Genomic DNA, 15075 nt, shown 5'->3' with positions numbered 1-15075 from the left:
TTTAACTCTCCTTCCTTATAAGTAAGCGGGCATAGAGTTCATGGATATCAGGAATAATAGATCGGACGCCTAAGCCATTAGAAGCCTTACTAGCCCCAAAATAATGAGATATAGAGACTGTAGTTGGCTCGGTCAAAACGATGCGACCACTTAGCTGTGCCTCACTCTGATCATAGCAGGAAAAGCCGATAAGGAGCTTAGTCGGGTTTTGTGTGTGCGCTATCAAACAAATCTTGTTGGAACCTGCATTATAAGCCATTGCTAAAGCTTCACACCAATAGCGCCCAACAGGAAGCCGCAATGTTCCGTCGCTAGGATCGAATACAGCTCCTTCGATGGTATTGACTGGTTCGGTATTAAAAGCCCTATCATTCCAGCCAACACTGCTAGTGCCACCGCCTACATTAGAAGGCTGCCGCTCTTCAAGCAGTACATACTGGGTAGCACCTTTCAAAGCGAGGTTGTCTGTTTTTATCTGTGTAACACCTGCTAACAGCTCAACCATTTCCGCTACTGAAGCAGGTACAACGGCATTGTAAGCTACAACACAGTACAGAAGGTGCACCCGTTTTGTTTTTACCGCGCTATCTCCATCTGCTCCATAAATACCATCGGAAAGTGACGCATCGAAAATTATACTCCGTGTTGCTGAGGCCGTCCCGTTACCTAAGCGGTTAGGCAAAACAGTGTCCCCAGGTTTGAGAGCACCGGAGCATACTGAACCAGCATTCACAAGACCGTAGCTAGGCTGCCAGTTGATTTCACCAACAATTGCAGGCAAAGACGGATCGTTAATATCCCCTGTCTCCGTCCCAGCCGTACCGTTGTCCGCAGGGACAACATAAATGTCCGAGGCGTAATGTGGTGTCCAGAAAGACACCCCATCATCGTCGATACCGTAGAAGCCCACCGAACCCTTTGCAGCTTTGATTGCGTCATAAGTTGCTTTTGGAACCGCCATGCCCTCGGCTAGCACTTTATTCCACAGGTCAGGAAATCCGGCGATAGGCCACTGTGCTTTTACTAGGGCAAGTGTACCGGCTGGGGCTGTCTTCCAAAAACCATGAATGACTTGCCCAATAGGAAGAGGCTGCGCCCTATCTGCTTCGGCCTTTGCGCGATCTGCTTCAGCTTTTGCTACTTGCTGCTTCTCTGTCATGTCCTGAAGCTTTTCCGCGCTTACTGTATTAATCTCGCCAAGCTTTTCATTTGCCGTGTTCAAAGTTGTACCGGCAACATTCACGGCGTTGTTGATGTCTGCACGCGCCTTGTCGATTGAATCCAACATCTCGCCAGCGTTTGCGACGTCATCCTTTGTTGTACCTTCTGGATAAGTTACAGCGCGCCCAGCCTGCTCTTCAAGCTGCTGAATCATCATCACGATACGATCAAGCGCACGGTTTAATGCACCTTCAGGAATAATCCCGTTTGCAGGGATTTGGAGCAGCTGGATAAAATCCACCTTCCGGATCACAGTTACGCGAGTCCCATTCTCAGGCTGGGTAACAAGCGTAACTTTGCCACCTACCTCATTACCGGCCCCGGTAACAGTGTAGTCCGTCCCCAATGCCTTCGGCGTGATTTCATACAAAACCACAAGGTCATCTTGATCGTAAAAAAGAAACGGAACCTGAATATCACCGCCGGAGTAGATAACCGTCACAGCGTTTTTGTTGTTCTCTAACATGATATCCACCTTGTCCTTTCCGTAGTTTGTGATAAAATTTTAAAATATTTTTTTAAGGAGTACCGCATGAGATATTTATTGCTTATTTTCTTAATTTGTTACGCTGTGCCTACCTATGCAGGCACATTTGGAACTCAAGATGTAGACTCATCTGTCGACTGGAAACATAAGTGTTCAAAACCCCACAAACCTTCTTCTACTGTTTCAGATGTAGACTCGTATAACTCTGCTGTTAAGGATTTTAACGCCTACGTTTCGGAAGTAGAGAGCTATATCAATTGCGTAAATCGCGAAGCGAACTCTGACGCTCAAGATCTAGCCAACGCTGTACAAAAAGGGGCACAACGTGCAGTTGATGATGTTTCAAGCGATCTAGAATCCGCGAAATCAGATCTTGAAAAACATAGAAGCATCATCAAGTAGCCACGCATAATTTATTTGCTAGGTTCAGGAATTAGTGGGTTGATGATCGTACCCTCGCCGCTCTCTAGTTGCTCCATGCCTTTCTTGTAGCGTCGAGCTGGGAGGCAGGGACACGGGTTGCGTAGGAACCAAGATGGAACAGCGACCACAGCATTTTTTCCGTGCTGGATTCATCCGGATTTTCGAAAAAGTCCCAACCCTGCCGCAAGGAGCGCTGCACAAGCTCAGGCCCCGTTGCAGCTGGTGACTGCATAGCGTCAAACGATGAAAACACACCGGACACAAGCGGGATGCCTGCAAACTGGTACCCTGCTACTCCTGCGCCCATATCGAGCAAGTAATCGATCACGGCCTCGTCATCGTCCGGGTCTGGCGCGTTGCCCCACATAAGCGCAAAGGCCAATTGCATAGCGATAGGTGGGAAAATCTGGTCGTACAGAACATACTTGGCGTACTCTACTTTCGTCATTTTCCCGGCCTTCATTGCCCTGTAATGATGCCGCTGACGTGCGCCAAAAGTTCGGACCGTATATGTCTGAAACATGGAGAGCATACGCATTGCGCCTTGATGCCGCTGCCACATGGTTTGATCTATGGCCTGCGAGGAAGGCTGAGACTTGCGAATAATATCGTCCGCATAGAAAACTGCCTGCTCTGGGTCTTTCCCTTGGTTCATAGCCTTTTCGTATGCAGAGACCCACAGCACGTAGGTAGTTGCCATATCAGCCATACGGATAGGCCAGAAACCTAGATCAATTGCATCCTGATGGCTTAACTCTTTGCCAAAAACTTCAACCGTCCGCACATCGGTACGAAATTTTTTCGCCAAATCTCCAAGCTCTCTGTCCATAGAATTAGCGCGATCACTCATGTAAGGTGACAGTGCATGAATCTCCTTTATTCGCTTTCGTGTTTTCGAGGACATGAGAGTTTTCAGTCCGTTGCAAAAATCTTTCATACCAATGTCATGCACACCACCAGGAAGGGAAAACACCTGCTTTGTAGCAACGCCAAAGTTCCAGCCAAGAATGAAAGGAGTCGCAGCGGTTCGCAGGTTCTCCCCAATACGCTGCCAGATATCGCGCACGGGTCTTTCAGGCCGTGCAATCGCTTTTAAGTGACCACGCACAGCATCATACGCAGATTCGCCCATCACCTGCTTAAACGCTTTCTCCCACTTTTCATGTTTAGTAACACGATCAACAAAACGCAGAGCTTCCGCGTGCGTTGTGTAATGGATAGTTTCATACAAGTGCTCAACAGCTACGTTTACAGAAAGCTTTAACGGAAAGCCCGGGGCTTTATTTTTGCGCCCCTGAGTAAATCCGGAACGTGCTGCAGGAGTTTGGTTGATGGCTTCAGCACGAGAAATCAAGTCTTCATGTTCTGTGTACTGCTTTACAAATTGAGTCTGCGGCAAAGTGTTGTCGTAGATCGCTGGGTAGTATCCGCCGGCATACTTCTTAATTTTACCACCGCGCTCAATACCAAACGCTTGTGCTTCAATTTTCGTCATATGAAAGCCGTTCTGCCGCTTATGGACTGCATCAAGCTCAGGATACAGACTATCGATGGCATCCCAGATTTGCTGAATTGCATCCCAATCTTTGTGGGTAAGCATACTTTTTAAATATGCTAAAGTTTGCCCCTCTTTCAGTTCTGGGTATCCAGCAAAAACGCGCTCGAGGTTTGACTTAGTTCCTGTATGAAACATCAAGCCTAAGATTGCATCGGGAGTCCATTTGCGCCCGTCCTGCTGCATGATGTCTGGAACAGCAAGCTCTAAAAAAGGTGCATCGCCGAGTGACGTGTCAGCCCCTTCTTTTATCTGCCCCTTCAACTCCTTATGAATTCCATCCCGTAATTCAGCGTTTAACTTGATGCGAGAAAAGCTTTTACCGTGCTGCGCTTCCCACTTTCTTGCAGTCCTACGAAGATGAAGCATTGCAGGTTTTATTTTTGCCTGCATCTCAGCCCACTTTCGTGTCTTTTCATTTTGAGCACCAACGAGTAGATCGAAAAGCAATCTGATGTTTACCCCGCGCTCACCGTTCTTGCCTGTGTCATTAACAGCATCAAAGGTAGCTAGCAGATACTGCAAGGTATCAAGTGAAGCTAAAACGCTATCCTTCGCATCCATAAGCTTACGCTTTAGCGTACCCTTTTCATAAAGCTTGCGTGTAGAGTTCTGCGCTCCTTCAGCACCAGCTTCAGCGGCATTATCAACACGCTCCTTGGAAACCGCCTTGTTTTCCTTACGAGTTTCACGCCCCATATGGTTGAGATGCTGGACCAAGTCATTCACCATGCGAAACTCATCAACGGTTAAGTCTTTCCAATCAATCGGAGCTGTTCCTTCAATAAGCCAATCAGGGAAGGAAGGAGGCACGCCGCTAACATCTTCTTCTGATGCAAGCAGTGTTTTTAAGCTACTCATGTGTTCGGGATTTTGAGGATAGAGAGATTTTCCAACCAAACCAAAACGCTGTGCAATTGCCCTGATTTGATCACGGTAATGGAAATCAAGACCGGACTTGTTCTTTGCATACTTTTTAATGCGACTAGCTGTTTCTTTTGAGCTCTCGCGTACTCGCATAGCTTCACAAACAAGCTCATGAGCCATACGTACTTTTTCAAAATGGAATTGAACTGCATCCCAATCTTTAGCTTCAAGCACTTTTTTCTTTAAAATCTCAGTAGCTAATCTGGTATGCTTACGCATTGTATGCTGGTGTGTATCATATCGCATTGCGTCACGAATCTTGGTTGCACCACTTTGTTCTTTTGCAATTCTACGCAACCACTCTCGTGGGCTGTAAGTTCGACTTCGACTCTTTTTGGCAAATAACGCACTACACTTTTCGAGATATTCTCCACGAGCTTCTCCCGCGAGCACAATACCGTTTATATCAATGTGTCCTTCATCTTCTTGAAAGAACTCTTCAGCAACTTGCTCGACGCGCTCTTTAAAAGACGACGCATCAACCATTGCGTACACCATCGCGTCTGAATCATCATATCCATGCTCTGTTGCAGCATCATCACCATGCTGACCTTTCTTCTTAATCAACCCCCGATGCTTACGACGAAGCTCCTGAACGGTATCTTTACCATAGTACTCAAGCATGTAGGCTTCATCCAAGCCCTTACGTTTTTTCATCCATAAAATAGCTTGATACACAGGTTCCTTTTCCACAACTGCCCGTGCATCTTCTAGGGATTGCTTCCATCTTTTATTTCTGTCCTGTTGTGTTTTTCTATCTATTGCTGCAATACCTTCACGGTCGGATTCAGCTTGGCATTCTTCTATGGTCGCTCGATCATATTTATCGATATCCATGTGCTGTTCTACAAGGCCAAGGTTCAACTGTGCCTGCTCGTTACGGTCTTTGGCCTCTGCAACCTGCTCGTCTGTTGCCAGCATCCGGTCAAACACATCCCGAACTTCATCGTTCAAGTTAACATGCAGGCTTTTTACGTTCTTATAGATCGCGACGAGCCACTGGCGGAACCTATGGAACACTTGAGCAAGCTCTAAAGATGGGGCTTTACCTTCACGAAGGTACGCTTCAAAGCCACGGGCAAACTGTTCATGATGAACGGTAGCTATCGCCTCACCGTCTTTCACCTTCATCCACTTACGCAGCACATCCATATCCTTCTGTAACTGCGGTGGAACTGCTGCCGTTGCGTCTGGTTCAATTACCTGTGCAAGAGTAGCCTTTTCTTTCTCGTATGCCGCGTCGTTATCGTACTGAGCGTTGTCATAATCTTTCTCAATGGTGCCTATCCGGTAGCCCTCTTCCTTGTTTTCCCAATCTGCAACCACATCTTTGTATGGTTGACCTTTAGGGTTAACAGCAGAAAGAGAATCTTCCAGCCCTGCACTCATAGTATGGCCTAGACGTTCCTGTTCTACTGAAAGCTTATCCAGCGCCGGAGAGGAAACATTCTGGTCAAACACTTGTGTCTGCCCTGTCATACGGGACAATTCTGCAAGGAATATATGCCCGCACTCGTGTATAAACGTAGAGCGATCAGCCGTTGCTGCAAGCTTAACTAAGTAGTCGTTATCTGGAAGAAAAGAGAGAGAACCGCGTTGCCCTTGGTTCAGTTCGGTTTTGATTTCATCTGTAGCGTCAGCTATACTTTCTTCGTAGTCGAATTGTAGGGGCGAAGTGTTCTCGATATTCCCCTCAAGGCTGGTCGGTTGGGACACTCCAAGTTCGGCCGAGACCTCTCCCATATGAATGCGACGCATAAAATCAACGCCATCCAGCCCGTACGAGGCATAACTCTGTGCGAAAGCATGAGGAATAGCAGCCATAGACGCGGCAGCGTCCTTCTGTACCCCTTGTTTTATAAGCCCTTCAGTTATGCGAGTTCGCTCGACTTCCAGTGCCTCCGTAACTTCTGTATCTTGCTGATACTCAGAAAAGACACGCTCTGCTTCGCCTTGCAGGTCAAGCTGCACTGTCTCTGCTTCAGACATCGCAAGAGGGTCGGATTTTAAATGGGGAATAAGCAGCTCGCGCTCATTTTGGGAAAGATTTTGCATAACGGTAGGCACTGATAAAGGCATAACCGTTTCTTGCTGAAAGGCTTCTTGAAAGACTTCCGGTAAGACTCCCAAACGGCTTAGCACTTCCTCTGGGGAAGCTACATCCTCACCATTCTCTATGGCTTCTTGAAAGAGTGTCGCAAACTGCTTAGCATCAACAAATTGCTCTTTGGCAGATTCAGGCAGTACAGAGTCCACAAATTCGCCCAGCGTTTTCTTTGAACGCTCTGTAAGTTTGCTGTTTGCAACTGCATCTGAAAGCCTTCTTAAATGGGTGGCATTTTCTTTTCCATGCACTGCATCTGCGGCAATTCCTGCAACTCTATCTGCCGCTTTATCTACATGGGATGTAAGCCCTGCACCTAGAATGAACGCCCCTGTCATCACATCAACATTCTTCAAACTGGCAACTACATCTTTTACAACACCGTCCATGTCCTTGCCCTTTGCAAGTGCAGAAAACGCCGCTTGAAACGGTTCTTCCATATATTCTGTAAAGCCCTCAGCAACACCACCAGTTGCGCGTCGTGTCAAATTTTGCATGATGGTTTTCGTAGCAATCTTCTTCGTAATTCTGCTTAAGCCAAGCTTATCTAACAAACCCACAACAACACCGAAGCTGGTTGCAGCTGTACCTGCGTCAGCCTGATCCACACCATCGCGTATAAGGTCTTCGTACAACGATGCAGCTTCTTGCAGGCCACCAATCACAGAAGGAACAGCGAGACTGCCGCCTGTTGCAACGTATGCTGCAACCATTGGCAACATGCTAGCAGCGGCTTCACCAACCTGCGTAACAAGATACTCTGGACTCATTAAAAGCTGCGGGTTATCCCACAACGATTTTTGAAGACGCTCAGGAATTGCAAGCGTTTCAGAATTAAGCCATTCGTCTTCGATATACTTTGATTGAGCTAACCAATATTTTTCCCCTTCTCCAAACATGCCCCCGCGCTTAAATCCTGTAAGCTTCTCCATATCTTTTGAAGCAGTATCCATGGCACCATAAAAATATGCCATGGCCTGATTCCCAAACCTCGCGAGAGTAAATGGAGCACGACCACCTGAACGAGCCAACGCCGTAAACGCGCTGCCGCTCTCCTCTATTTCTCCAAGCTCAAGCACATCATCATGAGCAATTGCTACATTTTCAGAAACACCCATAAACTGCTGTGTTTTCAAACCAGAACGCTGAAGGTCGAAAGTCAATTTTTCTACAGCATCCTGTTTTTTCAACTCAGAATAGGTATTTTCAGTAAGCTCTGCGGGAAGCTCCATTTTACGGGCAAGCTCTTGGGAACGAGCAACCATATCCGGATTCTTTTCCACTAGGCTTTGCAAAATATTTTCAGGCAAAAAAGGCGGCGCATCAACAGCAGCTGAAAAGTCATACTCTGTATCACTCTCAACTGAGGTTTGATCAGTCATCAGGGAAGTTGGCTTAGGGGCATCTACAGCAGCAGAGAAATCGTATTCGAGCATGTTATCCTCTTTTGGTGCGGTAGACGTTGAGAACAGATTGAGGCGTAATCAGCTTTGGACGCTCGGTTGTTTTGTTATGTTTTTTTAACCCCTGCATAATTTTCACAAGATCGCCCTTCGGAACCTTTTCGTATACAGGCCGCCAAATTTCGTAGAACTGACGTTCTGCTTCACCTGTATGAGCCTTAAAGCCTGTCATCAGCGCGGTCTGTTTAAGACTTGATTTATGTTCTTCCGGCACAAACATACGCCAGTTGTCATGCCCATTAATCTGCGCATCAAGGTATGTTTCCTCTTCATCAAACCACAAACGTCCTGCATCCTCTGCGCGACCTTTTTGAAGTAGTTCTCTCAACGCATTTGCCATAGCGACATTCTTTTCTTGGCGAGTAGTCGGGTTCTCGCGTTCAAAAATATTTCGGACAAAGTCACGGGCAAAATTGTACCGCTTCATCCCCTTTGGGCTTTCCATGTCCTTGTAAATTTCAAATTCAGCCAAATAACGGTTAATCTCTCCCTCTGTCAGTTTGGGAACTTCGCCTTTGCGCTTACCTGCAAGTTGCTTTTTCAGCCTGTCGTAATCAGTATCGTTCAGCTTCATGTAGTACCCCATTCGAAGCTGAGACTCAGACGAGATCGTACCGTTAAAAATGTACTCTTCAGCTTCAAGCAATGCCTTTGGGTTTGTGATGACATCTTTGTTGGGCGTAAGTTGGCGTTCTCCCATCTTGCGTAGATCATCCCGTAAGGCGATAGGAGCACTAAAAATTATTTCCTGAATGCTATCCGCATCCTGTCCAGCTTCAGCCAGCTGAGAAAAAAGCGTTTCCTTTTGTTCCTTCAGTTCCAAAGCTAGCGCACTTTCTTCCTGAGCCCTTCTTAGGGTTAACCGCTGCACGACCTTGTCATGCAATGCAGGATTATCCGCATACTTTTCATGCGCGTAATCAAGGTTCTCTTTTAAGCTTTTACCGTTACCAGCAAGCTCGTTTGCAATCGCAAGACTCTGCGTTGATGTAACCTTGTCCTTATGCTTCTCAGCATAGACAGCCTTCATGGAACCACTGATGCCATATTTTTCTGTCTGGTTCAAAGCTTCTTCCGGAGCCTGGTCGTACAAAGCTTGCCATGCTGTTTTCTTCATGCCTGCAACTTCAACCATGAACACCTCACGCTGCGAGGGGAGAACCGCGCCAGAGGAAACAGCCAGATCGAAGTTCTGCGTTGCTTTAGCTACATGGGTATCGATGTCATACGGACTATCAAGCATCTCCTGCTTGAGCACCGCCATGGAACCGGTAAAGTTATTCTTAGCAACGGTGAGTTGTCCTTGATGTTCAGCAAAGGCATGGAGCTTGTTCTTGCTGCCCAACTGCCCACCACGATGCTGCTCCAAAGCATGTGCAACACGCGGGGTTAAGTCGGAGGAAATTTCTTGCCACTTCTCCTGCTCTGCCTGCTGAAAATCGCGTGTAAGCCCCGCAGCAGATTCCCCTTGTCTCTGTGCAGCCTGTGTTTCAAACTCAAGATTCCACGCATCATACTTCGTTCTTGCTGCTAAAAACTGATCGTTATCTTGCCGCGTACGCTCTTTCTCGCCGATTTGCTGTACCACTCTCCCAAGCGCGTTGATACCTTGCCCGAATGCAGCACCTTGCTGGAGGTTTGTTACAGGTGCATCTGAAAGTTGTGATTGCCTGCTAGCGGTGGGTATTTTAACCATGTGAACTCCTGCCTATCGAAGAAGGGAATACGCGTCGCTACCAGCCTGCGCTAACCCGTTAAACATGGAAGCAGTGTTGTTTGCTCTGGCCTGATTTTTAAAAGCCGTACCTTTTGCTTGGCCTCCGTAATACGTGGCAAGAGCATCCATTTCCATGTCCACCATAGTTTCTGCAAGCACATCAGAAGGGGTGCCACCATCATCAAGCTGCACACCGCTTGCACCATAGCTTGCTTTCTGGGTGGACATTAACTTTCGGTACTGGTCTTTTGTGGAAGCAGAATTGTAAGCACCAACTTTTTCTGTGTACTCAGCTTGCGAGGCCGCCATATTTCTTTGGCTGTTCATAGATGCAGCTGTTCCACCAATTCCGGCTAAAACACTTGCCGCCATCAAGCCTTCAGCTATTCCAAATGAACTCGCAGCGGCTGCTGTACCTGCTGCTGCCGCACTGGCAGCACCTGCGGCTGCCGCGGTTCCCGCTGCGGCTGTGCCTGCTGCCGCTGCACCACCCGCTGTGCTTGCTACAGCAGCTGCGGCTGTCCCAACCATAACTGATGCCATAATTTACCTCTCTTCCTCTGGTAAACAGATACGCGCATACAGGTACCTATCCATCAAATTGTAACCAGTTGCCCTGCACAATCCCTCACACTCAAAACCTAGATATTCGATAAAACGAACAGCCCTTGCATCATCTGGATTCACAAGTGTTTCAAACCGCACAACACCATTGCGCATAGCGCGTGCAAAATACGCTTTGCTCACCTTGAGTGTTACAAGCGGGTACAGTTCCAGAAGCGTACTCGTAAGTAAAAAGACCATAGAGGTTTTTCCAAAAACGAAGCCACCAAGACACGCGATAATATGCCCGTCATCTGTTAAAAGTGTTGAAGCATAAGGTGTAAGTGCAAGTTCTTTCCCATGCGCAACTAGGTCGATACCTTCTAAATTTTTGCAATCACTTGCACGAAGCTCTATTTGCAAAACATCTTCTGCTTTGAATGGTCTGATTTTTGGCATCTATGCTGTAACCTCAACTTCTCGAATGAGAGCTAGAAGAGAAAACGGAAGCGGATCGTCACCAAAGACGGTTATTCTTGGATTGCTCTGCCAGCCGGTACCAATGGAAGGAATTTCTAAATCGTCGGTAAGAGGTTCGACGGGCTTGTTCATGGACTTGTTAACGCTACGTAGAAACGTATCTCGCTCTTTATCATCCCCGACCTTGTAGCTCATCCCAACAGACTTATAGACTCGGATAATTACTTTTGAGAGACGCTTAATCGCACCTTGTCCTGTGCCTTCTGGGTGTCCACCTTCTGGCTGTAACGGTGTTACCCGGTATGAATACCCAAGCCCCACAACAATCTTCCGTGCAGCTGCATCAAGAGTAATTGTCCCGCTCGTTACAGTTCGCGCCTTTTGGACACCGCCATCGGCCAGCACTTGCACTTCCATGCCTTCTAAATGCTCAAGGCCGGAAAGTTCCTGCAGCGGCTCTCCTTCATACATCAGACCGCAATCCACAAAGAAACAATTCACATCATCCAGACTATTACCCTGCCACGGAGAAGCCATCTGCTCGATACAAACTTTTCCATTTCGTTCCACCGCAAGCCAAAGCTCTGTGTAGTCCTCTGCCCCGTTAGCACAAATGGAAACCACCTTTCCCTGTGTTTCATGCCTGTGCCACGCATACACCTGCTGATCTCGAAGGTATGTCATAGCTGCAAGAGTCCCATCATCGAGTACACTCCAAACGATGGAGTCAGGGTCTTGCTGCCATGCCATTTGCTTCACTTGTGGGCGTAGCAAATGTTCAGAGAGCAACGAGGCTTCAATTGGAACAAAACCGTCTTGTTCAAGGTTGTAAATGAACTCGCGCATCTTTTTGCGATCACGAGACATGAACAGCACAGCAGAACCAATCAGCATAGGTGGTACGTTAGCAGCGCAACCGACGTTGCTGTATCGTGTGGCCTGCACATCTGTAGGAGAAATTGCAGCGTTACCGGAGCCTTTAAGCGTCCATTCACCGCCACTGGTAAGAACAACCATGCTACGAGCCGCCACCATTCCCCGAATCTGGTTCACCTGATCAGAGTCGAGACTAAATCCTGCGCCAGAGTCATCTTCCTTTGCAGCACCGCCCATCTCCAAAAAGTTACCAGTTGCTGAGAACCAGAGTTTTTGAGGGTGATTCGGGCAACCGCTCCACCAGGTACGTTGCTGATGTAAATTAATTCGAGAAGGCCAGTTCCCTGCCTCCCATTGGGTTGGCTGATTTGTGAAAATACATTCAACAAGCTCAAAGGCATCTGCACCGCTGCGAATAATTTTTTGCGGTTTGTGGTTTCCATGGCACATAAAAAGCACGTCAGCAGACTGAGCAAAACCAAGTTCATACACCTCTGCCGCTGTGTATGGCAGTACAAGTTCAAGCGGAGCACCGTCTTTCATTACTTGTCCGCCATCACGCCAAAAGCGCACATAGCCATCACCAAATTCAAGTACATATGTTTGAATGTCGTTAAAGGAAAAATCTTTAAGCCGAGGATTGCTACTGGCTTCCTTCGCATGGCCTCGAAAGATCGTACCCATTCTTCGAGTTGCCCCGCCATGAGGCCACACAATGACGTTTTGCAATTCCTCACAGGCATTCGCGCGTTTCTGTAAATCAACGTGACCGGCAAGACGAGGAGACCATTCCCCAGAGGTGAAATTAGTTTGAATCAGTCTAATTTTGGGCATAACGTCTCCGGCCTCGACCTAACTTAATCTCTTTCCAACGATGAGTACGAACATCTTGAGGTGTCTTTTCTCTGGAAGTCGTATGAATCGCACGTTTCAACTTTTCCTGTGCTTTCACTTCCAACCGATCTGCCAAAGTTTTCTTTGAGCTGATCGGTAGTGCGATACGGGCAGCAAGTTCATATACAATCGCGTCTTCTAACGCCGCATCAAACAGCTTTGTTTCAGTGGAAACGTATTTGATAGAAAGGCTTTCCGCATTGCTGAGAATTACACCACTCTCAATTGAATAAGATGTTTCAGGGTGCACACTCACTAAAACGGCATAGTCCACTGGAAGAAAATGCGCGTACTGATATTCCCATGCTGGGGAATCTTCGCTGCGGTTGAGCTTTTCTCGTTTCATGCAACAAGGCCAGTGGTGCGCCCGAAGCACAGCATTGCGTGCAGGGGTCCAAGAACGGTTAACCACCTCAGCATATGCAGAGCCGTCATCTAGTGCGGAAATCGCCGGTGCATTCACTTCACCGAGCGCCCTGTTGATAATATTCAATGTGTCTGACATGGCGTTTCCCTATGTGCAGGGAGCTTTCCCCCTGCACTTTTCAAACTGAGCTGCTAGAGCTTTACGATTGCCTCTTCGAGAACATCTTTATTCTCTTTGTCTTTCACCATCTGTTTCAACTCTGCGATTGAAACTTGCTGGGCAGTTGCATCTTCCGCAGCTTTGGCAAGCGACTTGTTTTCATTTTGCAGTTCCGTCACAGACTGAAGTGCTGTGTCGCGCTCATGCTCGATGGTGCTGATCCGCTCCTTCTGGCTCTCAAAATCTTCAAGTAAAACTTCATGTGTTACTTGAAGTACTTCAAATTCATCGCTGAAAACCTCTACGGCTTCGGGACTTTTCTTCGCATCTTCCGGATAGACCAACAGCGTTTTACCTTCTTCATCCATCGCCCCCCAAGACTGCGCAGAAACAGGCTGAAAGAACTCCACAACCTGTCCCTTTTCGCACATCTGCCCGTCATAAAAGCAGCGTTTTTTAGCAACGAAGTATGGCATTCTGGATGCCTCCTATCGTGTTGCGTAAGGGTAGACGTCTACTTTGCCGACACATGCTCCGTCAGACACAAGCTCGCCCTTAACAAAGCGCTTCGTCTGCGAAGGCAGCACGGCCTCACCAAGATGCCCACCAGCCACATAAGAACCTTCATGAAAGGTCACACGGCAGACTTCGGAAAAAGTACCGTCCACGGTGTCGCAGTCCTTCACCACAAGGTGCAGAACCTTTCCTGCAGGAATGGACACAGCAGTTTTGCAGCGCACAGTCACACCCGTGCCACCAGCGGAACCGGAGATAGGTGAAGGATCACCCGTCAGCACGGTTGTTCCGGTGTTCGGCAATGTGACACCCTCACCCAAATACTCCCCGAATTGCGGGAGTCTGTTATCGAACATACGCATATGCAGCTTCTCCTACAGGTCGATGTGCTGATCACCAGCATCGGTGAAGTTGAATGAAGTCTGGATTTCCACGCCGTTCCAGTGTGTGAACGTGCGGTTAATGTCCTTGGTATCCGTTGTTGTCTGCATGCTCTTGCCTTTGTGCTCGTTAAGCAGCGTCTGGCATTTAGGATGGCAGAAAATGAAGGTCTTTGAGGAATTGGACGCACGGCAATCTGCAAGCATGTCGTCGATCATGTCGGCTGTAGGTCTGTTTGCTTTGTCGATGTTCGTGATTGCGGCAATCTTCTGAGGGTTCGCAAGCAGCAGCCCCATGTAGGCTTTAAGCGCAAGCCCATACACAAGCACGCCCTTGCTGTCCTTGTAGAGCGCACCGTTGTTGATCGGCACCGCATCCATGACAGCGCCCATCTTAAAGCCTGCCGGAGAGTACAGGCCGCAAAGCTCGTCCTGTGTGAAAGTTACAGCAATCATGGTGTAGCCATCACCAGTTGCACCAGCGCCTACAACCTTTTTGTGCTCCAAAGCGTAGGGCAGGAAGTTGTTGTAGATGATGGTAGTTTCCGCGCTCATGCCGGAATCACGCTGTGTTTTAGGAAGCTTGCTAGAGAAGTATTTTTCTTTACCGCCAAAGGCCACGGCACGGTCTTGAGGCACTTCAATTTCGCCGCCAAGGATTGCCAAGTCGGTCTTTTTGATGTCAGCAGAAACGCTCATGGCTGGCAGTGGCGCGTTCATGTCTACCCAGCCTGCGCCCTTTACGCCTGCCAGTTCTTCGTGGTTATGCCAAAGCTCATGCGAAGAAGGTGCAAACGGAATAGTCCCAAGAATCGGCGCTTCTTCCGTGATCGTGTCCACCTGTTTCGGCTGCTTTTTGCAGTGCTCGTTACTCAACTCTTTAAGAGTCCCCATCATAAATTCTTTACCCATGCTGATACCTCCGTATCTGCGCTGTTATGAAAGACGGTATGCCCTATGCGG

General features: G+C 47.9%; 11 protein-coding genes. 1 reads left to right on the top strand and 10 read right to left on the bottom strand.

The features are described 5' to 3' along the window. Window position 1: 1 nt before the first annotated feature. Complete coding sequence (locus ACZ5V1_RS05730; protein WP_464391021.1) at window positions 2-1687, bottom strand: hypothetical protein; 1686 nt, start codon at window positions 1685-1687, stop codon at window positions 2-4. A 66-nt stretch (window positions 1688-1753) separates the two neighbouring features. Between ACZ5V1_RS05730 and ACZ5V1_RS05725 the strand changes: the two genes are divergently transcribed. Then, entirely contained in the window at window positions 1754-2110 is a 357-nt protein-coding gene (locus ACZ5V1_RS05725) for a hypothetical protein (RefSeq protein WP_464391020.1), read from the top strand. A 64-nt stretch (window positions 2111-2174) separates the two neighbouring features. Here ACZ5V1_RS05725 and ACZ5V1_RS05720 read toward each other — a convergent pair whose 3' ends face one another. From ACZ5V1_RS05720 to ACZ5V1_RS05680, 9 genes are read right to left on the bottom strand one after another with little or no spacing between them, the layout of a single operon-like run. Beyond that, window positions 2175-8153 (bottom strand): hypothetical protein, encoded by a 5979-nt coding sequence (locus ACZ5V1_RS05720; RefSeq protein ID WP_464391019.1) that lies wholly within the window; start codon window positions 8151-8153, stop codon window positions 2175-2177. Between the two features lies 1 nt (window position 8154). Then, window positions 8155-9876: a hypothetical protein gene (locus tag ACZ5V1_RS05715; protein ID WP_464391018.1), complete on the bottom strand. Its 1722-nt coding sequence runs from the start codon at window positions 9874-9876 to the stop codon at window positions 8155-8157. A 12-nt stretch (window positions 9877-9888) separates the two neighbouring features. After that, window positions 9889-10440 (bottom strand): hypothetical protein, encoded by a 552-nt coding sequence (locus ACZ5V1_RS05710; protein ID WP_160711199.1) that lies wholly within the window; start codon window positions 10438-10440, stop codon window positions 9889-9891. Between the two features lie 3 nt (window positions 10441-10443). After that, entirely contained in the window at window positions 10444-10899 is a 456-nt protein-coding gene (locus ACZ5V1_RS05705; protein ID WP_464391017.1) for a hypothetical protein, read from the bottom strand. Then, window positions 10900-12630 (bottom strand): phage tail protein, encoded by a 1731-nt coding sequence (locus ACZ5V1_RS05700; protein WP_464391016.1) that lies wholly within the window; start codon window positions 12628-12630, stop codon window positions 10900-10902. Then, a complete protein-coding gene (locus ACZ5V1_RS05695; RefSeq protein ID WP_464391015.1) occupies window positions 12617-13195 on the bottom strand; it encodes a phage connector family protein in 579 nt (192 codons plus the stop codon). Before ACZ5V1_RS05695 ends, ACZ5V1_RS05700 begins: the two co-directional genes overlap by 14 nt. Before the next feature lie 53 nt (window positions 13196-13248). Beyond that, complete coding sequence (locus tag ACZ5V1_RS05690) at window positions 13249-13692, bottom strand: hypothetical protein (RefSeq protein ID WP_464391014.1); 444 nt, start codon at window positions 13690-13692, stop codon at window positions 13249-13251. Window positions 13693-13704: 12 nt separating this feature from the next. Beyond that, window positions 13705-14094 (bottom strand): hypothetical protein, encoded by a 390-nt coding sequence (locus tag ACZ5V1_RS05685; protein WP_464391013.1) that lies wholly within the window; start codon window positions 14092-14094, stop codon window positions 13705-13707. A 12-nt stretch (window positions 14095-14106) separates the two neighbouring features. Further along, window positions 14107-15024: a major capsid protein gene (locus ACZ5V1_RS05680; protein ID WP_464391012.1), complete on the bottom strand. Its 918-nt coding sequence runs from the start codon at window positions 15022-15024 to the stop codon at window positions 14107-14109. Window positions 15025-15075: the final 51 nt, after the last annotated feature.

It is taken from the genome of Halodesulfovibrio oceani subsp. galateae (assembly GCF_055397225.1).
The sequence above is the reverse complement of the archived record's forward strand: the minus strand, read 5'-3'. Positions and strand labels throughout refer to the sequence as shown.